At 66.2% G+C, this 19,749-nt stretch carries 15 protein-coding genes, 2 pseudogenes and 1 riboswitch; of the genes and pseudogenes, 9 read left to right on the top strand and 8 right to left on the bottom strand.

Annotated elements, in window-relative coordinates; genetic code table 11:
- Positions 1 to 74: 74 nt before the first annotated feature.
- The 6 genes from A5782_RS08805 to A5782_RS08780 form a co-directional block, all read right to left on the bottom strand.
- Complete coding sequence (locus A5782_RS08805) at positions 75 to 1,289, bottom strand: cytochrome P450 (protein WP_067098024.1); 1,215 nt, start codon at positions 1,287 to 1,289, stop codon at positions 75 to 77.
- A gap of 11 nt (positions 1,290 to 1,300) precedes the next feature.
- Complete coding sequence (locus A5782_RS08800; protein WP_067098021.1) at positions 1,301 to 2,305, bottom strand: SDR family NAD(P)-dependent oxidoreductase; 1,005 nt, start codon at positions 2,303 to 2,305, stop codon at positions 1,301 to 1,303.
- Complete coding sequence (locus A5782_RS08795; RefSeq protein ID WP_067098018.1) at positions 2,298 to 3,452, bottom strand: spirocyclase AveC family protein; 1,155 nt, start codon at positions 3,450 to 3,452, stop codon at positions 2,298 to 2,300. Before A5782_RS08795 ends, A5782_RS08800 begins: the two co-directional genes overlap by 8 nt.
- A 3-nt stretch (positions 3,453 to 3,455) precedes the next feature.
- The gene (locus A5782_RS08790) at positions 3,456 to 4,574 is read right to left on the bottom strand and encodes an ABC transporter substrate-binding protein (RefSeq protein WP_067098016.1); all 1,119 of its coding nucleotides are present in this window, start codon (positions 4,572 to 4,574) and stop codon (positions 3,456 to 3,458) included.
- Positions 4,575 to 4,657: 83 nt separating this feature from the next.
- On the bottom strand, positions 4,658 to 5,524 hold the full coding sequence (locus A5782_RS08785; protein ID WP_067098013.1) for a CbbQ/NirQ/NorQ/GpvN family protein: 867 nt from the start codon (positions 5,522 to 5,524) through the stop codon (positions 4,658 to 4,660).
- Positions 5,525 to 5,579: 55 nt separating this feature from the next.
- Positions 5,580 to 7,361: a nitric oxide reductase activation protein NorD gene (locus A5782_RS08780; protein ID WP_067098010.1), complete on the bottom strand. Its 1,782-nt coding sequence runs from the start codon at positions 7,359 to 7,361 to the stop codon at positions 5,580 to 5,582.
- An 82-nt stretch (positions 7,362 to 7,443) separates the two neighbouring features.
- On the opposite strand from A5782_RS08780, the pseudogene A5782_RS08775 reads away from it, so the two are divergent.
- The 8 genes and pseudogenes from A5782_RS08775 to metE all read left to right on the top strand — a co-directional run.
- Positions 7,444 to 7,638, top strand: a pseudogene (locus tag A5782_RS08775) (short-chain dehydrogenase); the annotation flags it as partial.
- 105 nt (positions 7,639 to 7,743) lie between these two features.
- Entirely contained in the window at positions 7,744 to 8,892 is a 1,149-nt protein-coding gene (locus A5782_RS08770; protein WP_067098001.1) for an acyl-CoA dehydrogenase family protein, read from the top strand.
- Positions 8,889 to 10,010: an acyl-CoA dehydrogenase family protein gene (locus tag A5782_RS08765; protein WP_067097998.1), complete on the top strand. Its 1,122-nt coding sequence runs from the start codon at positions 8,889 to 8,891 to the stop codon at positions 10,008 to 10,010. Before A5782_RS08770 ends, A5782_RS08765 begins: the two co-directional genes overlap by 4 nt.
- Positions 10,007 to 10,096, top strand: a pseudogene (locus A5782_RS26755) (nitroreductase); the annotation flags it as partial. The gene A5782_RS08765 and the pseudogene A5782_RS26755, both read left to right, overlap by 4 nt.
- 143 nt (positions 10,097 to 10,239) lie before the next feature.
- On the top strand, positions 10,240 to 11,520 hold the full coding sequence (locus A5782_RS08760; protein WP_067097995.1) for a TetR/AcrR family transcriptional regulator: 1,281 nt from the start codon (positions 10,240 to 10,242) through the stop codon (positions 11,518 to 11,520).
- A gap of 96 nt (positions 11,521 to 11,616) precedes the next feature.
- A complete protein-coding gene (locus A5782_RS08755) occupies positions 11,617 to 12,459 on the top strand; it encodes an SDR family oxidoreductase (protein WP_067097992.1) in 843 nt (280 codons plus the stop codon).
- A gap of 19 nt (positions 12,460 to 12,478) precedes the next feature.
- A complete protein-coding gene (locus tag A5782_RS08750; protein ID WP_067097989.1) occupies positions 12,479 to 13,120 on the top strand; it encodes an SDR family oxidoreductase in 642 nt (213 codons plus the stop codon).
- A gap of 51 nt (positions 13,121 to 13,171) precedes the next feature.
- Positions 13,172 to 13,363: riboswitch (cobalamin riboswitch) on the top strand.
- Between the two features lie 136 nt (positions 13,364 to 13,499).
- Positions 13,500 to 15,779, top strand: coding sequence for a 5-methyltetrahydropteroyltriglutamate--homocysteine S-methyltransferase (metE, locus tag A5782_RS08745; protein ID WP_067097983.1), 2,280 nt, complete (start codon positions 13,500 to 13,502; stop codon positions 15,777 to 15,779).
- A 51-nt stretch (positions 15,780 to 15,830) separates the two neighbouring features.
- On the opposite strand, the gene A5782_RS08740 is transcribed toward metE, so the two are convergent.
- Complete coding sequence (locus A5782_RS08740) at positions 15,831 to 17,579, bottom strand: DUF3556 domain-containing protein (RefSeq protein WP_067097980.1); 1,749 nt, start codon at positions 17,577 to 17,579, stop codon at positions 15,831 to 15,833.
- Between the two features lie 241 nt (positions 17,580 to 17,820).
- Between A5782_RS08740 and A5782_RS08735 the strand changes: the two genes are divergently transcribed.
- Positions 17,821 to 19,185, top strand: a complete 1,365-nt coding sequence (locus A5782_RS08735; protein ID WP_067098107.1) for an FAD-dependent oxidoreductase — start codon at positions 17,821 to 17,823, stop codon at positions 19,183 to 19,185.
- 92 nt (positions 19,186 to 19,277) lie between these two features.
- Here A5782_RS08735 and A5782_RS08730 read toward each other — a convergent pair whose 3' ends face one another.
- Positions 19,278 to 19,739, bottom strand: a complete 462-nt coding sequence (locus A5782_RS08730) for a hypothetical protein (protein ID WP_067097977.1) — start codon at positions 19,737 to 19,739, stop codon at positions 19,278 to 19,280.
- Positions 19,740 to 19,749: the final 10 nt, after the last annotated feature.

Raw genomic sequence — 19,749 nt, 5'->3', positions numbered from 1 at the left:
TGGGTCGTTGAGGGGCTACGGAGAGCCTTACCGGAAACTAGCCGATTGGCAAGTAGAGCCGCGGCGGGGGCCGGTTATTGGGCGTCGAACAGCACCGGAACCGACGTCGGTGACCGGAAGACCTGGCCGCGGATGTGGGGGTCGTCCCCGTCCGGGTCCAGCCGCAGATTCGGCAACCGGTCGAGCAGAAGGTTGATGGCGGTGCGCATCTCGAGCCGCGCCAGGTGCATGCCGAGGCAGACGTGCACGCCGTGCCCCCAGGCCAGGTTGCTCTTGGGCGAGCGGAAGATGTCGAACGAATCGGGGTCGGGATAGCGGTCTTCCTGCCGGTTGGCGCTGCCCAGCATCGGCATCACACTTGAGCCGGCCGGGATCGGCACCCCGCCGAGTTCGGTGTCTCGGGTGGCGACCCGGGTGATGGTCAGCAGCGGCGGTTCCCATCGCACGCCCTCCTCGATGGCCTGCGGCAGCAGCGAGCGATCCGCGCGGATGGCGTCCAGCTGCTGCGGGTCGGACAGCAGCCCGAGCAACAGGTTGCCCAGCGCCCGGTAGGTGGTCTCCACTCCGGCGGGCAGCAGCAGGCGCAGGAACGAGTAGATCTCCTCGTCCTCGAGCTTCTCGCCGTCGATCTCCGCCTGGGCCAGCGCGCTGATCAGATCGTCCTTGGGCTCGGCTCGGCGGGCCGCCAGTATCGGCGCGAAGTAGTCGCACAGCGCGGCCGAGGCCGCAAGACCGCGTTCTGGATTGAGGATCCAGCTCAGCAGCGAGATGGACCAGCGCTGAAACTGCGGGTAGTCCTCCTGCGGCAGGCCCAGCAGGCCGGCGATGATCTGACTGGGATAGTCGAAGGTGAATTCCTTGACCAGGTCGGCCTTGCCCTTCGCGGCGAACTTGTCGATCAGGCTGTTGCCCACGCGTCCGACCAACTCGTCCTCCCAGCGCGCCAAAGCCTTCTGCGAGAAGGCCTTTGACACCAGCGACCGCAACCGGCCGTGCACCGGCTCGTCCATGCCGAGCATGACCCGCTCCCCCAGCACAGGTCCGAATGCCGCGATGACGGCCGCCGAGGAGAACGTCTCGTTGTCGCGCAGCATCTGCTGGGCTTCCTCGTAGCGGTAGACGATGAAGACGGGCTTGGATTCCTCATGCGGCATCCCGGAGGTATCCAGGCGCTGGATGGGTTCCTCGCGTCGCAGCCGGGCCAGTTCGGTGTATGGGTCGCGCACGTCCCCCGAAACGGCGTCGTCGAAGGCGCCGAAGTCTTCCAGATCGTCGAAAAGTTGTTCCATGATTGCCCCTTTTAATCCCCTTGCTGTGCCGCATGCTTTTGCGACGAGAACCGTCCGGCCACTGCGGCCAACTGCTGCAGCACCGGCTGCGGAAGAACACGAGCGACGAACACCATCGCCTTTTGGGCCGTCGTCAATGGCCAGGCCCCATCGCGCATCGACCCGTGTCGCGGTATGCCCAGCACGATCCGCGACATGTGGTGCATACCCGACGCCGGCAGAATCCTGTTGGCCACCAACAGCATCGAGGCATCCGGGCCGACGCCGCGGCGGCGAAATGCTCCCCGATCGTCGATCGCCTTGAGCAGGCCGTCGGTGAATCGCTCGGGTGGCCGCGCCATTTTCATCGCGAAGCGCCCCCGGCTGTTCATGGTGTTGTGCAGCCGGGCGTACGGGCCGTTGAAGTTCCGGTCATCGGTGGTGCCGGCGTCGGTGATGATCGCGGTGTCATACGTACCTGCCACCACGACGGTCACACCGAGGCCGAACGGCGCAATCTCGCACGCCATCGATTCCCCCCACCGCTCCAGCGCTCCCTTCGCCGCCGAATACGGCGCGGTGGCGGGCTGGCCCCGCACCCCGGCCGCGCTGGACACCAGGACGATTCGCCCCTGGCCCGCCGCCCGCATCGACGGCAGCAGAGCCTGGGTGAGCGTGACGGGCCCCAGGACGCTGGTGGCGAGCATGCGTTGCCACAACGCCATATCGGTCTCCTCCACCATGCCGGCGGCCGAGATTCCCGCGTTGTGCACCAGTGCGTACGGTGCGCCCACCGCTTCTTCGATTGACTTCGCAGCGGCGGCGATCGATGCGGAGTCGGTCAGGTCGAGCTGGACACCGATCAACCGTTCATCGTCGGGCCCGGCACCGGTTGCCTGCCGCAGCAACGGCATTGCTTGGTCGGGTGTGCGCATGGCCGCGACCACACGCCACCCCTCCCGATACAGCCGCACCACCGAGGCGAAGCCCAATCCCCGAGACGCCCCGGTGATGACGGCCGTGCGCGGCTCAGCCATTTTTGCCCGCCGTCGCGCATGCGCCGTCACCAGGTGGCGGGGGATCGACATGGGGCCGTCCGTTGGGCTCGCCGCTCGCCCACGTCGACCAGATGCCGACCGAGTACGGGCCCTGCGCGCCGGCTTTTTCGTAAAACCCCTGCGGGTCATATACTTTGGCTTCGGGATATGGCCACGGGCAGGCCACCGAGGTGGCGGCATGACTGACCTTGATGACCCAGAACCAGCCACCGTAAGCGAAATAGGACACGTTGATGATGACGAACATCACCAGGAATGTGCCCAGCACCGGTCGCGTCGGGAACAACTTCGCTTTGGCCGCAAGCTTTTCCGCGACCGACTTACCGGTATCGTCGCGGTAACAGAGGATCGCAGCCGGCACCATGACGAAGCACACTGAGAACGATTCCCAGATCAGCGGGAACTGGAAGGTGGTGCCGGTGAACACCGATCCCCAGGGGATCACCTGCGAGTAGATGTACATGCCCCAATGGATCAGGATGTTTTCCAGGAAGGCGTCGAAAATGAAACCGATCACCAGGGTGATCAGACCCAGGCTGACCAAGGGATGCCGCGACACGTAGCTCGTGGGCCCGTACTTTGCCTGTAGCTTGCGCAGCAGCCAGACGGCGGGGAAGTAGGGGCCGAAGTAGAACATCACGTAGCCGAAGACCACGAACGGTTCGACCGTCGGCGACAACGACACCAGCGGCCAGGATTCCGGCCAGTGAACGAGATCGGGGTTGTAGACCGCGAACGGTGACCAGTTCATGATCGGGTCCTGCCACACGATCAGCGTGGTACACAAGAACATCAGCATCACCGGGCTACCGGGATTCCGGCGCCACCCCCTGATGAAGACGATCAACAGCACGATCAGCGCCACCACCGTGGCGGCATCCAGGAAGGTGATGTAGTCCAGCCCGAACGAGAACTTCACCGGGCGCGGCCGCCCCTGCACGTTCGGGTTCGCCACGCGAGGGTCAAGGGCCACACGGCAGTTCGCGATGAAGAACAGCGCAAACGCCGCCAGGGCGGCGCCGGCGATCCAGCCGCCCCAGCCGCGCTTGCCTTTTCGCTGTGGGACGGCCGTTTCATCCTGCGCGACAGGCGGCGTCGGCTGTTCCGTAGACGGGTTCGTGCCCAAGAGTCAGCCTTCCTCTCCGAAGCGATCGACCAGATGCGAATTGACCCCGTCCGCGTCGAGCGTCCGTGCCACCAGATAGCCGGAGCCCATCCATGCGCGGCGCGTCCATTTACCGAAGGACACGCGGGTGCCGGGGGCGCCCGAGGCGGCGGGCATCATCTTCACCCGCTCCAGGGCCTCTTTTACCCCGCGAGGGCTGAGCGGGTGGGCGTCGGTGAACGCGCGCACAAGTGTCGCGGCGACGTCGCGGTTCACCACGGTCACGCAGAACTCGGGGCGACTGCCGTTGTACTTCTTCGCGTAGCTGTCGAGGAAGTCCTGGCCGATCTGGTTCGCCTCGTCGTACTGGTCGACACCGGTCCAGCCCATGAACGCATTCCACATGATCGGATTAACCCAGGCGTTCTGCCACGCGGTGGTGGTGAAACGGGGCGGGTCCCAACCGAGGGTCTCGAGCGCCGGGTTGATGAACACGATGCCGAAGCCGAAGCCCAGGTGCACGATCGCCTCGGACTTTGCCTCATGAAGCGTCTGCACCGCAGCGTTGATGTCCTGAGCCGTCTGGGCGATGGAAACTTCCGCCACGATGCGAATGCCCTTGCGCCGACACGCACTTCGCAGGTTCTTCAGGTAGCTCTCCCCGATGAGGCTCTGCTCGACCAGAACCCCGATCTCGGCGAGTCCGCGTTTGGCGATGAGATCGGCCAAAAAGATCGGCTCATCGGTCATCGACCCCTGGGGAAAGGCGAATGTCCACTCACCCAGCCAGTCGTCGGTGCCGGTCACGCTGATCGCGGGCACCTTGAACCGTTCCTCGATCGCTTCTCGCAACGGCACGCAGTTATCGGTGATGTTCGGACCGAAGACAACGAGGCAGCCCTCGTCGACCAGTTCGCCATATGCGTCGATCACCGCCTTGACCGAACCCTTGGGCAGGCCCTCCACCTCCCGGTAGATCATCTGCACGGAACGGTCCATCAGGCCCTGGGCGACCGCCTCTTCGAAGATGAGGTCGAAAGTCTGGGTGAAGGAGGCGAACAGCTCCTCGGGAAAGCCCGGCGGGAGCGTGAAGTCCATCAGATAGCCGACCTTGATCGGCTCTGCGCTGCTCTCGTAGGACATCCGACCTCCCAGGGACAAATTCGCGCGCGCCGGTCTAGAAAACCTAATATTTGTTCTGACCCTAGCGGGGGCGGTATGCAGCGTCAATCATCGGACCCGTCTGACCCGTCCGTCCCGAGGTAAATCTGGATCATTTCGCCCAGCGCCTTGCCGACCGCGACGTCGTCGGTCAACGGGCCCGCGATCGCGGCCCGCGCCGCGTCCCGCATGCTCAAGCCCTCGGCGACTAGCCTGCCGGCGGCGATCAGCACCCGCGTCGACGCGACCTCACGCAGGCCGCCGGTTTCCAGCCGGCGGATGGCCTGCCCGAATCGGACCAGCTCGGTCGCGGTGTCCCCGTCCACGCCCGCCTCGTGTGCAACGATGCCCTCTTCGATATCGGCTGTGGGGAAATCGAATTCGATGGCCACCATCCGCTGCCGTGTCGAATCCTTGAGATCCTTCAGCACGCTCTGATAACCGGGGTTGTAGGACACCACCAGGCCGAACCCGGGCGCCGCGTCCAGCGTGACGCCCAGTCGCTCGATGGGCAGCTGTCGCCGGTGGTCGGCGAGCGGATGTAGCACGACGGTGGTGTCCTGCCGGGCTTCCACCACCTCGTCGAGGTAGCAGATCGCTCCTTCCCGCACCGCCCGGGTCAGCGGACCGTCCGCCCACACCGTCTCGTCACCGCGCAGCAGATACCGGCCGACCAAGTCCGCGGTGGTGAGGTCGTCATGGCAGGCGACGGTGATCAGCGGCCGGCCCAGGTCGTGGGCCATCGCCTCGACGAATCGGGTCTTGCCGCACCCCGTCGGACCTTTCAGGACCAGCGCCAGGCCCTGGCGGTAAGCCGCCTTGAAAACGGCCTCTTCGCTGCCCACCGCTTGGTAGTAGGGCCGCACTTCTTCCTTTCCGTCCGCTTCGGACGGACCGCCGTTGAAGTAAGCAAGCCCGGATTCGTTGGCCATAGCTTCCCTTCTGCTACCTCCGGCGATTGGAGCCTAACCGGAACAGATGTTTGTTTCAAGTGCCCCGATGGGCGGCGCCGGAGCTCTCGCGCACCAACTGTGTTCTGGCACTTGGCATCACCGACACCCGACGGCGAACTTCCGCTGAACGCAATGCGGAGCGAAACAGCGGCCCGATCACCCCGGCGAGCTGATCCGGGCGCGCGACCGTGGCGTGCGCGGTGCTGCCGAACACTCTGCGCAGCGACTGCACGTCGGTACCGGCGCCGATCGTCAGGCATACGCAGCCGGTCCCCCGGCGGCGGGCCTCGGTCAGCGCGCGGCGCGCGTCCGCGGCACCGTAGGCCCGTTCGTAGCCGTGGTCATAGGCCAGTCCGTCGGAGAGCACCACCAGCAGCCGCCGTGCCGTACCGCCGCGTGCCTCCAGGGTCGCCGAGCCGTGACGGATCGCCGCGCCGAGGCGTGAATACGCACCGGGTTCCAGGCTGTTGAGCCGCCTGATCACCTGGGCGTTCAGCTGCTCGTCGAACCGCTTCACCGGCACCACGGTCACCGCGCGTCGCCCCTGCGAGTAATAGGCGTACAGCGCGACTCGGTCACCGAGGTCGTGCAACGCCACGGTCAGGTTCGCGACAGCCGCACGCTGTTGTTCGTGCACCGTTCGCCCGGCGGTTCCGGGTTCGGCCGCCGAGCCGGACACGTCGAGCAGGAGCAGCACCGACAAGTCTCGTCGACGCCGCAGGCTGTCGAGGTACACGGCCTCGTCGGGCACCGACCCGGCCCGCACTTCCACCCGGGCTTCCACGGCCGCGTCGATGTCGATGTCGTCGCCCTGCGACTGTCGATGGCGACGGTGCAGACCCATGCCGAGCCGCGACAACGGCCGCCGTACGCCGACGGCGTCGTCGATGGCCTGGGTGGCCGACGCCTTGATCTGTGGCTCGACCTCACGCACCGTGCACCACGCGGGCCGGTAGCTCTTGCGCGCGACGTCCCATTCCGGATACTTCACGCCGTCCGCTGCGGTTTGCCCATCGTGATCGGCGTCGCCGTCGTCGTCGCCGGAGGTCGACGCCAGCGATGCGACGGCGAACACACCGCGCTTGCCGGAGTTCGTGCGGTGGGTCGGGTTGTCGGCACCGGGCGGGCCGCCGCCACGCCTGCGCGACTCCTTCCTTTTTGAAGAGAGCATTTTCTTCAACCACTTGCCGATGAATCCGCCCCCTCCGACCGGGCTGGTGAACAAGTCGGGATCGTCGGAGTCGTCAACCTCGCCGTCGTCGAGCTCCTCGAGTTCCTTTGTGCCGCCTGGGTTATGCGGGTTTCGCGGGACGTGCTGGGCGTCGGTCTGCTCGTGCTGCTCGGCCGCCCGGGCGGACGCGGCCATCACCTTGGCCGCGCGGATCACGCCGAATTCCGGTGGTGCGCCGGGGATCGTCGCGCGCCCCGAGGCGATCCTCAGCGACGTCGCGGGCGAGTCACTGCGACCGGCGATGTCGCGGTCGCCGACCGACGCCAAGACGCCCGGCAGCAGCTCGGCGTTGCTCACCAGGGCGCGGTGACCCTCGACCGCCAGATAGCGTCTGGCCACCCGCGGGTGGCGGACCAAGGCGCCCACAACGTCGGGATCCAGGCTGCCGGCCGCGATCATCGACGCCTGCACGGCAACCGACTCGAGCCGGGAGCGGGTCCGTGCGGCATCGACATAGATGGTCTGGCCGTCCGTCCAGGCGGGCTCGCCCGGCGGCAGTTCGACGACCGCCACCGCCCGACCGGCGAGTGCCGAGGCGAGCATGCCGAGTCCCTGCACCCGGCCGGCCCGGGGGTCGTCCCCCACGTTCAACCTCCGACTTGTTGACCAAATATCTGTTCCACCGTAAAGTCCGGCTGCACAGCAGTCAATGAGTCAGGAGCACACGATGATTGACTTCACCGGCCGGATGGCGGTGGTGACCGGGGCCGGTCGCGGACTCGGTCGGCTGTACGCGTTGGAACAGGCCCGCCGCGGTGCGGCGGTGATGGCCAACGACCCCGGCGACCCAATGCGGGGCGACGGTGCGGACAGAGGCGTCGCTGACGATGCGGTCGACGAAATCCAGGGGGCCGGTGGCACCACTCGCGGCGTCGCGCATGGCGGCCAACGTCATTGACCAACTATCTGCTCAACCGTAGAGTCCGGCTTGGTCACAGGGTTTTCAGACGCTAAAGACAAGAGAAACGTGGACTTTTCCTACCCGGCGGACGTGGAACAATTCCGCATCGAGCTACGTGACTGGCTGTCGGAGAACCTGACCGACGAGCTGGTGGCGGCCCGCCGGTCCACCGGCCGCGACGACGCCGCGTTCGAGATGCTTCGCGCGTGGAACGCGACGATGGCCGATGCGGGATGGGCCGCCGTGTCCTGGCCACCTGAATACGGCGGGCGCGGCGCGACGGTGCTCGAACAACTCGTCTACACCGAAGAGACCACCCGAGCGCGAGCTCCGATGCCGCTCAACGTCATCGGGCTGAACAACATCGCGCCGGCCATCATGCAATACGGCACCGAACCCCAGAAGCTCACACTGCTCCCCCGCATGATGCGCGCCGACGACATCTGGTGCCAAGGGATGTCGGAACCCGAAGCGGGGTCCGATCTCGCCGCGCTGCGCACCCGCGCCGTGCCAGACGGTGACGACTTCGTCGTCAACGGCCAGAAGATCTGGACCTCGCTGGGGCATCGGGCCGACTGGTGTCAGCTCTACGTGCGCACCGATCCCGACGCGCCCAAGCACAAGGGGATCTCCTGCCTGATCGTCGACATGACGCTGCCGGGCATCGAAGTCCGCCCGCTGGTCACGCTCAACGGCGACGCCGATTTCGCCGAGGTGTTCTTTCACGACGTGAGGGTGCCGGCGGACGCGTTGCTCGGGCCGCTCAATGCCGGCTGGCAGGTCGCCACGACGACGCTCAGCCACGAGCGTGCCGGGGCCGCCAGGCTGTACGCGGAGATGCAGGTCCGGCTCGAAGAGCTGGTCAACGATCTCGCCGCGGCCGACACCGGGTCGCTGGAAGATCCCGTGACACTGCGGCGTCTCGGCGAAATCGCCGTCCGCATCAAATATCTCGAGGTCCTGTGTCAGCGGTCGATCTCGGCCACGATGCATGGTGGTGATGCGCTGGGATCGGCCAGCCTTGCCAAGACCGTGTGGGGTGAGATCGGCCAGGACCTGGCCGCGCTGGCCTTTGACGCGCTGGGTACCCGCGGGGTCGGCGCGCCGTGGGCGAACTACCGTCTGACATCACGGTCGCTGACCATCGCGGGCGGTACCACTCAGATCAACAAGAACATCACCGCGCAGCGGGTGCTGGGGTTGCCACGCCAATGAACCTCGAACTCACCGACGAGCAGGTGGCGCTGCGCGATACCACGCGGCGTTTCCTCGCCGAGAAGGCACCGATTTCGCAACATGTGCGGGCGCTGCTCGACGATCCGGCCGGCACGGACGAGGCGGTGTGGCGCGGTCTTGCCGATCTGGGAACCACCGGTCTGCTGGTGCCCGAGGAGTACGGCGGCGCCGGCATGACCATGGTCGAGGCCGGCATCGTTGCCGAAGAGCTTGGCGCCGCGCTGCATCCGGGTCCGTGGTTGTCGACCGCAGTGGCCGCCCCACGGGCACTGACCCGACTCGGCACCAACGACATCGCGCCGGAGTTGTTGCGCGGCATCGCGGCCGGCACCATGGTGGCCGCCGTCTGCTTCCCGGATTCGACCAATGCCCCGGTCACCGCGAGCCGGCACGACGCTGCAATCGTGTTGCAAGGCGAGATCACCGGTGTGCCCGACGCCGCGGCCGCCGATGTTCTGCTCGTGGTCGCGGAAGATGCCGACGGCACTGCACTTTTCGCCGTGCGAACCGATGCCTGCGGAGTTTCCGTCGCGCCCGAGCACGGTATCGACCAAACCCGCAAGCGATTCCGCGTCACGTTCGACGCGGCATCCGCGCAACGACTGGGCACGGCATCCACGGACGACCTGTCGGCGGTGATCGACGACGTGCTGATCGCCGCGGCGGCCGACGCGCTCGGCGCCGCGCGCGCCATCATGGACCTCGCCGTCGAATATGCAAAAACCAGAACACAATTCGGCCATCCGATCGGCTCCTTCCAGGCCGTCCAACACTTGTGTGTCGACATGTACGAGACCGTCGAGCTGGCCCGCAGCGGTGTGATCCACGCATTGTGGGCCAGCGACGCGTTTGCGGGAGCCGACGGTCAATCCGGTGAAGAGCGGCATCTTGCCGCGCTGCGGGCGAAGGCGTTCGCCGGCCGACTGGCCACCGTGGGTGACACCGCCATCCAGGTGTTCGGCGGGATCGGCTACACCTGGGAGCACGACGCTCACCTCTACCTCAAACGCCTGCTGAGCTGGAGCGCGTTTCTCGGTGGACCCGACCAGTACCTCACCGGACTCGGTGCGCGCCTTGCCAAGAGAGGTCGTCGGTGACGGAGATCGAGTACCTACAGACCGCGACCCCCTCGGCTCGTAAGTCACTCGACCTCGACACGCCCGTCGGCCCCGGCGACACTCGCTCTAGAATGGGCTTTCACCGCTTTGTGCAGCGCATTCATCGCGCGCAGTCTGATAGCCTCTAACAAAGATTTGGTTCGGCAAAGAGAGGACGAATGCGAATGTTCGCAACCCCGCAGTCGTCCGGATTTGCACACCGCTGACCATGGCGAAAGCCGAGTCACTGCGGGCCAGCAGCACAGCCGATTCTCCGACGCGCCGCGCCGAGATCCTCGCCACCGCGGCGTCATTGATCGCATCCTCGGGATTGCGGACGTCGCTACAGGAGATCGCCGATGCCGCCGGCATTCTTCCCGGCAGCCTGTACCACCATTTCGAGTCCAAAGAGGCCATCCTCGTCGAGCTGATCCGCCGCTATCAGGACGACCTGGAGCGCATCGGGCGATCGGCGCAGGCGAGACTGGATGAACCCGACTCACGCCCGGTCGCCGAACAGATCATCGAACTCGGGTCGGCGATCGCCAACTGCGCGGTCGAACACCGCGCCGCATTGCAGATGTCGTTTTATGAGGGGCCGAGTACGGATCCGGAACTGATCAAACTGACCCAGCAACGGCCCGTGGCGATACAGGAGGCGATGCTGCAGACGCTGCGCGCCGCCCGCTGGAGCGGCTACATCAAACCCGACATCGACCTGCCGACGTTGGCCGACCGGATCTGCCAAACCATGCTGCAGGTCGGGCTTGATGTCATGCGCCACAAATCTCCCGCCGACCAGGTGGCCGGACTGTTGTGCCGAATCATTCTGCAAGGCTTGGCGACTCGGCCACCAACCGACTCGGCGCTGGACCGGTCGAAAGCCTTCACCGCCGCCGATGACGTCATCGCGACCTGGTCCGACGACAGTGATGCGGACCCGAGCGACAAAGCGGCAGCGGTGCGTGCGGTGGCACGAACCGAATTCGGTCGCAGGGGATATGAAGTCACCACCATCAGGGACATCGCCTCGGCGGCCGGCCTCGGCACCGGGACGGTGTATCGGGTGATCGGATCGAAGGACGAACTCCTCGCGTCGATCATGGAATCCTTCGGCAGGAAGGTTGAGGCGGGCTGGGTCAACGTCCTGCGCGCGGATGCCACACCGATCGAAAAGCTGGACGCGCTCAGCTGGGTAAACGTCAACGCGCTCGACCGGTTTTCCGACGAGTTCCGGATTCAGCTGGCCTGGATGCGCCAATCACCGCCTGACACGCCCAACCCGGGTTGGCTCTACGCCACGCGGCTGAGGCAGATGAAAACGCTTCTTTCCGAGGGGATCCGGTCGGGTGAGATAGGGGTCGACGCACCGTCCACCGCGATGCTGTCCCGCTGTGTCGTCGGCCTGCAGTGGATACCGGAGAACATCCTGCGAGACGTCGGCACCCGCGCGGGTTTGGTGCACGCTCGCGACACCGTTCTGCGCGGCGTCGCGGTCCGCGGCACGTAAGTCTGAATAAGTGGCCCCGGTATTGAACCAAATAACTGTTACCCATACAGTTGAGCAGTTAGAACCGCGTTGGCATTATCCGAGAAGGGGATTTCCATGACCATTGTCGATCGGTTGCGCTACGACGGCAAGCGCGCTCTCGTTGTCGGTGGCGCGACTGGCATGGGCGCCGCCGCGGCCAAGTCAGCGGCCGAGCTGGGGGCTGAAGTGATCGTGATGGACTACGCGCCGGTGAATTACGACGTCGCCAAGTCCATCCAGGTCGACCTGCGTGACACCGCGTCGATCGACGCCGCGCTCGAACAGCTGGACGGTCCGATCCACGCCGTGTTCTCGGCCGCCGGCATCGCCGACGGCACCACCGACCTGATGGCGATCAACTTCCTCGGCCACCGCCATCTCATCGAACGCCTGCTCGAGAAGAACCAGCTGCCCTCCGGTTCGGCGATCTGCTTCATCTCCTCGGTCGCCGGGATGGGCTGGGAAAGCGACCTGGACTTGCTGACCGAGTTCCTGGCCACGCCGGACTTCGCGTCGGCGCAGGAGTGGGTCAAGGCGCACGAAGCCGAAGGCATCATCCACTACGGCTTTTCCAAAAAGGTCGTCAACGCCTACGTCGCGACCCAGGGCTATCCCCTGCTCAAGAAGGGCATTCGGATCAACGCGATCTGCCCGGGTCCCACCGACACCCCGCTGGCCCAATCCAACGCCGACCTGTGGCTGACCTTCGCGCAGGACTACCGCGACGAGACCGGCTCCAAGGTGCACACCCCGGAGCAGATGGGCGACGTGATGGCGTTCCTCAACAGCGCCGCCGCGTTCGGCGTCAGCGGCATCACGCTGTTGGTCGACTACGGGCACACGATGGCATCGCTCACCAACGCCTACCCGCCGGGCAAGCCGATCATCGACATCATCATGGGGCGGGTCAAACTTTGACGTCGGTACCGTCGCAGACATGGCACGCATCATCGTCTTCGGCGGGCACGGCAAGGTCGCACTGCAGCTGGCCCGTAATCTGACCGAACGCGGCGACCAGGTGAGCTCGGTCTTCCGCAATCCAGAGCAAGCCGACGATGTTGCCGCCACCGGCGCCGAGCCGGTGGTCGCCGACATCGAACGGCTCGACACGAACGCCCTGGCCGATCTGGTGACCGGGCACGACGCGGTCGTCTTCTCCGCCGGGGCGGGCGGGGGCGACCCGGCGCGGACCTACGCAGTCGACCGCGACGCGGCGATCCGGGTGATCGACGCCGCCGGACAGGCGGGCGTCAAGCGGTTCGTCATGGTGTCCTACTTCGGTGCGGGCCCCGATCACGGTGTGCCCCAAGACAATCCGTTTTTCCCTTATGCCGAGGCGAAGGCCGCCGCCGACGCCCACCTGCGCGACAGCGCCCTGGACTGGACGGTGCTGGGGCCGGGCCGGCTCACCTTGGAACCGGCGACCGGCCGGATCGTCGTCGGACGCGGCAAAGGTGAGGTGTCCCGCGCCGACGTCGCGCTCGTCGCCGCCGCCGCGCTGGCCGACGATTCGACCATCCGGCGGACCATCGAATTCAACAACGGCGACATCCCGATCGCCGAGGCGCTGGCGGGCTGACTAAACTGCTTGTCGCAGCTGGTCTGCTGTCGCCGCGCCCGCGGCGCCGGCATCGAACGGAGCAGCGTTAGTAACGCTTCGTAAGAGGGAACCCGGTGGGAATCCGGGACTGTCCCGCAACGGTATGCAGGAACGACCGCCGTCAACAGCACTGGTCACCAGACCGGGAAGCGATGGCCATTAGGAGCACCATCGAGTGCACGCCTGCGAGTCCGGAGACCTGCCAGCTGTGCCGGGCGCGCCGCGTCCGGCGGCTCATCGCCTCGAGGAATGGGCGTTCGGCTGCAGCCGTTGCGGTTGGTACTCGGGTACGCACCGCTGACGGATCGACTGCACGTCCGCCGGCGGTGACCACCACGTCGATTGAAGGACGAATATCGTGACCCCTCAAGCATTCACCGCAACGGTTGTCGGCTCGCCACGCATCGGTCCGAAGCGCGAACTCAAGCGCGCCACCGAGGGCTACTGGGCCGGCCGGACCAGCCGATCGGATCTGGAAAAGGTCGCCGCCACACTGCGCCGCGACACCTGGAAGGGGCTGGCCGACGCCGGACTGGACTCGGTGCCGGTCAACACCTTCTCCTACTACGACCAGGTGCTCGACACCGCGGTCATGCTCGGCGCCCTGCCGGCGCGCGCCGCGCAGGTTGCCGACGATCTGGACCGCTACTTCGCCGCGGCGCGCGGCAACAAGGACGTCGCCCCGCTGGAGATGACCAAGTGGTTCGACACCAACTACCACTACATCGTTCCCGAGATCGGGCCCTCGACCACGTTCTCGCTCAATCCGGACAAGGTGCTCTCGGAGCTGAAAGAGGCTCTCGAACAGGGCATTCCGGCCCGCCCCGTGGTCATCGGCCCCGTCACGTTCCTGCTGTTGAGCAAGGCCGTCGACGGCGGTGGCGCACCGATCGAGCGGCTGCAGGAGCTGATTCCGATCTACTCCGAGCTCTTGTCGCTGCTTGCCGACGGCGGTGCCACGTGGGTCCAGCTCGACGAGCCCGCGCTGGTCACCGACATCTCCCCCGATGCGCCGGCGCTGGCCGAGGCGGTCTACAACAAGCTCGGCTCGGTGAGCAACCGGCCGGCCATCTACGTCGCCACCTATTTCGGTGACCCCGGCGCCTCCCTGGCCGGGCTGGCCCGCACACCGGTCGAGGCGATCGGTGTCGACCTGGTCTACGGCGCCGACACCGCGGTGGCTTCTGTTTTTGGGGCGCCCGGCTTAGCCGGCAAGACCGTGGTCGCCGGTGTCGTGGACGGGCGCAACATCTGGCGCACCGACCTGGAGTCGGCGCTGGGCAAGCTGGCCATCCTGCGGGACTCGGCGGCCCATGTGGCGGTCTCGACGTCCTGCTCGACGCTGCACGTGCCGTACTCGCTGGAGCCCGAGACCGGCCTGGACGACGCGCTGCGCAGCTGGCTGGCGTTCGGACGGGAGAAGGTCGCCGAGGTGGTGACGCTCGCCCGCGCGCTGAACGAGGGCCGCGACGCCGTCGCCGACGAGATCGCGGCCTCCAACGCGGCCGTCGCCTCCCGCAAGAAGGATCCGCGGCTGCACAACGACCGCATCCGGGCCCGCATCGACTCCATCGTCGCGTCGGGTTCGCACCGGGGTGACGCGGTCCAGCGACGGGCCAGCCAGGAGGCGCGGCTGCAGCTGCCGCCGCTGCCGACCACCACCATCGGGTCGTTCCCGCAGACCGTCGAGATCCGCAAGGCCCGCGCCGCGCTGGTCGCCGGCGAGATCGACCAGGCCGAGTACCAGAGGCGGATGAAGCAGGAGATCGCCGACGTCATCAAGTTGCAGGAGGACCTCGGCATCGACGTGCTGGTGCACGGCGAACCGGAGCGCAACGACATGGTGCAGTACTTCGCCGAGCAGCTGGACGGCTTCTTCGCCACCAAGAACGGCTGGGTGCAGTCCTACGGCAGCCGCTGCGTGCGCCCGCCGGTGCTCTTCGGTGAGGTGATCCGCCAGCACCCGATGACGGTGGAATGGGCCAAATACGCGCAGTCACTGACCGACAAGCCGGTCAAGGGCATGCTGACCGGGCCGGTCACGATCCTGGCGTGGTCGTTCGTCCGAGACGACCAGCCGCTGGCCGACACCGCCTACCAGGTGGCGCTGGCCATTCGTGACGAGACCGTGGACCTACAGGCGGCGGGCATCGCGGTCATCCAGGTCGATGAGCCGGCGCTGCGGGAGTTGCTGCCGCTGCGTCGCGCCGACCAGGAGGACTACTTGCGTTGGGCCGTCGGGTCTTTCCGCTTGGCCACCTCCGGCGTCGCGGACTCCACCCAGATCCACACCCACCTGTGCTATTCGGAATTCGGCGAGGTGATCGGGGCCATCGCCGACCTGGACGCCGACGTGACGTCCCTCGAGGCGGCACGCTCGCACATGGAGGTGCTGGACGACCTGAACGCGATCGGCTTCTCCAACAGCGTGGGCCCGGGGGTCTACGACATCCACTCGCCGCGGGTGCCGAGCACGGACGAGATGGCCGAGTCGCTCCGGGCGGCGTTGCGCGCCGTGCCGGCCGGGCGACTGTGGGTCAACCCCGACTGCGGGTTGAAGACCCGCAACTCCGACGAGGTGAGCGCGTCGCTGAAGAACATGGTTGCCGCCGCCCAGCAGGTCCGCGCCGGCGTCTAACCCTTGTCGTCAGCCCGAGCGTCACGCCGGCGTGGCGCTCGGGCTTCACCGTCACTCTGGCGTGACGTCGGACGTCCGGTCCGAGACCAGTTCGACCGGAACGTCGTCGGCCCATGGTTGGCGGACAACCATGTCGGCGACCCGGACGATGCCGCGCTCGAATTCACCGGTCGCCGCGTCGACCAACCGGTAGGCCTGCGTCTGCTTGTGAATCGGTTGGGCGTCAAGCAGAACCACGCGGACCTCGCCGGGCTCGAAGTGGCAGCGCTCCTGCAGGGCGGCGATCAGTTGCTCGTTGTGCATGTGGCCGTCGCCGAAGTTCCAGCCGATCGCGGTGCTGCAGATCCGCTCGCCGTCGGTGATGACGTAGTCGTCCTCGTTCTGGCCCGCCATCGCGCGGTGCGCCAGCGTGAACAGCGCCCGGCCGTGAGTGTTGAAGCCGCGGAACGCATATCCCATGTAGATCGGGATCTGCGCTGCCTCCGGGCTGCCGTAGAACCGCTCCAGCTGGGCCTGCGGCATGCTGGCGATCGCCACGATGCCCCGGCCGATCTTGTCGTTGGCCGAGGGTTTGATGCACCACAATGTGGTGTCCCAGTTGCCGGCGTAGTAACGCATCCCGGGCAGGAACGAGATCTTGCGCGGAAACATGTTGCCCAACAGCACGATTCCGGCGATGACGACGAACAGTACTGCCACCACCACCGGGTGTTTCAGGTCACGCAGCCCGATGTGGGTGTGTGCGACGAACAACGACAGCACCCCGAAGATCATGAAGACGTTCCACTCCAGCGGCACGCCCATCGGAATCGAGACGAGGATCCCCAAGTGGAAACACACCATCACGACGGCGGCGATTGTGACGGGCCAGCCGCCGTGACAGAAGAAGAGCGGTAACGGCACCAACATCTCGATGGCGGTGCTCAGGTGCGCCAGCCCGCGGGACAGGCGTCCGGGACGCAGATCATCCGGGAAATGCTCGAAGAAGCGCCGTTTCAGCCAGCGGGGCCGCACCAGCGGGTTGTTCGACATCATCGTGGAGATCACGAACGGAAAGTGTTTGTTGAGCTTGGAGGTCGCGGCGCCCATCCAGATCACCAGGAACACCACCTTGGACCCGACGAGCATGTCGGGCGCACCGAAAAGGAATGTCACGGCCATGGTCGCGTAGACCTCGCCGCGGGCGGCCAGGAAGATCACCTTGTCGCGCAGACCGACCACCGCCAGAAGCAGCAGGATCAGCACGATCTTCCACGCGGGCAGCAGCCCGATCGTGGTGCCCAATTCGGGCATCGGTCCGGTGCCATCGGCGAACAGCGCCGCCAGCGTGAACAGTACGAACAGCCCGTACAGCGCGACGTCGACCGGCTTGCGCTTGGTGCCCTTGGTGAGCGGCACCCGATCCGGCCATGGTGGTAGGCGGATGGTGCCGAACCGCATCCAGTACAGAATCGAACCCATCGGCGGGAAGAACCGGTTGTTCAACGGCCCGAAGCCACATCCCAGCCCGACCACCTCGAAGAGCATCGTGTAGAGCACGACCTTCTCGAACACGATCGGCTCCGACCACCACGACGCGACGTGCGTGAACCCGCCAAGGCCGTTGGTGGCCGACGCGAACAGCCACGCGCCGAGGATGTAGAGCAGAATTTTGACGACATAGAACAGGTGGAGCACGACCGGCGTGCCGAAACCGACCTCGGCCCAGTGTTCGGCCATCGGCCGGATCTTGTCGCTACGGGTGCCCTTGTTCCATTCGGCCATGTCGAGCTGCGGCAGCTCGGGCTTCAGAAATCCCATGGTTTCACAGACTAGAACGTGTTCTAGGCGTGCGTGCTGCAACCGTGGGCAAGAAACCTTCGCCCCGCGGCCGAGTCATTTCTGTCGTAGGAAATTCTCCGGCGGGATCACCGGTCGCCCGACCCGACACCCGAGGCCCTCCGGCAGCGCGAACACGCGCGGAAATCTGCATTAACCGGCCACCACCGGCGCACGGTCGGTGTAGTTTGCTGCTGGGGTGGGCGAGGTTGAGGAGCCAACCGTGTCTGAGGTCGATTGTTGCGTGGTCGGAGCGGGATTCGCCGGTTTGACGGCCGCCCTGCGGCTCCAACAGGCGGGTCATTCGGTGGCCTTGCTGGAGGCGCGTGAACGGGTAGGTGGCCGCACCTTCACCGAGACGCGACCGGACGGCACGTGGGTCGATCGCGGCGGCGCGTGGATCGGACCCGGCCAGGACCGGATTTATGCGCTGATGCATGAGTTCGGCGTCCCGGAGTACAAACAGCACAACGACGGCGACGCGATGATGATCGTCGGCGGTAAGAAACACCGCTACGGCGGCGCCATTCCGTGGACCATGAGCCCGTGGGCGGTCGCCAACATTGGCCTCGGTTTGGCCGCCATCGAGAAGATGTGCAAAGAGATTCCGCACGAAGCCCCGTGGGACGCGAAGAAGGCCCAGGAGTGGGACCGAATCAGCATCGGGCAATGGATTGAAAAGAATTCCATCTCCAAGGAGGCCGCCGAAATGCTGGACATGGCCTTCGCCGGCCTGTACACCTCGGCAGCGTCTGAGACGTCGTTGCTGTGGGGACTGCTGCAGACGGCGTCGGCGGGCGGACTCAACTTCGCGATTTCGGGCAAGGGCGGCTCCCAAGATGCCCGCCCTGTTGGAGGGATGGCCGCACTGCACCGCCCGATGGTGAACGCATTGGGCGACGCGTTGCACCTCTCGCAGCCGGTCCGGCAGATCACCCAGGACGCCGACGGTGTGACAATCAGCGCGGCCGATCTGACGGTCCGGGCGCGCCGAGTCATTGTCGCGATCCCGCTGGCGATCGCCACCTCGATCCTCTATGAGCCAATGCTCCCGGTGGACCGGGCATTTCTGCACCAGCGCATGCCCAGCGGCGCGGTCATCAAGACCTCCATCTTCTACGACGAGCCGTTCTGGCGGGACGACGGATTCTCCGGTCAGTCAGCCGCGCCGGAATCCCCGGCCACCCTGACCATCGACGCCTGCACGGACACCGGAGACCCGGGAATCATGTGCGTCGTCACCGAGGGACGCGCCGCCCGCCGGCTGACAAGGCTCGACGAGGCCGAACAGCGGTCGATCCTGATCGGCGAACTCATCGATCGGTTCGGCAGCAAGGCCAAATCACCCCGCGAATTTCACCTGCAGAACTGGACCACCGAGCGCTATTCCGGCGGCGGAATGATCAGCCACGCCCCCACCGGCGTGATGACCGAATTCGGCTACACCGTGCGCGAGCCCTGCGGCCGGATCCATTGGGCCGGAACCGAAAGCTCGGCCATCATGTGCGGGTGGATCGACGGCGCGATCCGCTCCGGCGAGCGCGCCGCTGCCGAGGTGGCCGACGCCGAGACCGCGGCGGTCGCGTAGCCAAATCACTTGTGCCGCTTTTGCTTCAGTGGTTTCAGCGGGCCGTTTCTTGTCGCGGCCGTCGCCTGGTCATCTCACCAACGAGGGGCCGGCTATCGCCCGGTTAACTCATGTGTGACGTCGTACCAGGTGCCGTCGCGTCGATGGTCGCCCATGTTGCGACACTCGCCGGAAAGTTCGACAGAGCCGGCTTTGAGTGTGCCGCCGCTCTTGCCGATGACCGCCATGACGCCGTTCTTGTGGATCACTGCGCCAAAAGAGCGTCGCCCTGGTGGCGCGCCGGCCGACCAGCCGTGGGACACCATTGTCTGTGCGATCTGCTCGAAATAGGCGCCTTGGTCGACGCCAGGGGGCGGATCAAACGATACGTCCACCCGGCCACGGAAGGGTGGGTCGCCCTGGTCATTACACGATTCCCACCCGAATACACCTGAGACATTTTGCAAGGCCGTTGTTGTCACGATCTGTTTTGCCGGGTCGATGACTTGAGCGCGGGTTTGGTCATCGGACAGTGGCTGCTCGGGGCGGCCGGCGTCGTGCCTGGGCGGGAACATCGGCGAACAT

Origin of the sequence: Mycobacterium sp. 852002-40037_SCH5390672 (assembly GCF_001665875.1) — a bacterium.
Classification (GTDB): domain Bacteria; phylum Actinomycetota; class Actinomycetes; order Mycobacteriales; family Mycobacteriaceae; genus Mycobacterium.
Note: the sequence above shows the minus strand (reverse complement) of the source record. Positions and strands in the feature narration are given on the sequence as shown.

Excerpts from the sequence above, each read along its gene's own strand:
- A5782_RS08805 (WP_067098024.1), bottom strand. The coding sequence starts at position 1,289 with ATGGAACAACTTTTCGACGATCTGGAAGACTTCGGCGCCTTCGACGAC.
- A5782_RS08800 (WP_067098021.1), bottom strand. The coding sequence starts at position 2,305 with ATGGCTGAGCCGCGCACGGCCGTCATCACCGGGGCGTCTCGGGGATTG.
- A5782_RS08790 (WP_067098016.1), bottom strand. The coding sequence starts at position 4,574 with ATGTCCTACGAGAGCAGCGCAGAGCCGATCAAGGTCGGCTATCTGATG.
- A5782_RS08785 (WP_067098013.1), bottom strand. The coding sequence starts at position 5,524 with ATGGCCAACGAATCCGGGCTTGCTTACTTCAACGGCGGTCCGTCCGAA.
- A5782_RS08765 (WP_067097998.1), top strand. The coding sequence starts at position 8,889 with ATGAACCTCGAACTCACCGACGAGCAGGTGGCGCTGCGCGATACCACG.
- A5782_RS08760 (WP_067097995.1), top strand. The coding sequence starts at position 10,240 with ATGGCGAAAGCCGAGTCACTGCGGGCCAGCAGCACAGCCGATTCTCCG.
- A5782_RS08755 (WP_067097992.1), top strand. The coding sequence starts at position 11,617 with ATGACCATTGTCGATCGGTTGCGCTACGACGGCAAGCGCGCTCTCGTT.
- A5782_RS08750 (WP_067097989.1), top strand. The coding sequence starts at position 12,479 with ATGGCACGCATCATCGTCTTCGGCGGGCACGGCAAGGTCGCACTGCAG.
- A5782_RS08740 (WP_067097980.1), bottom strand. The coding sequence starts at position 17,579 with ATGGGATTTCTGAAGCCCGAGCTGCCGCAGCTCGACATGGCCGAATGG.
- A5782_RS08730 (WP_067097977.1), bottom strand. The coding sequence starts at position 19,739 with ATGTTCCCGCCCAGGCACGACGCCGGCCGCCCCGAGCAGCCACTGTCC.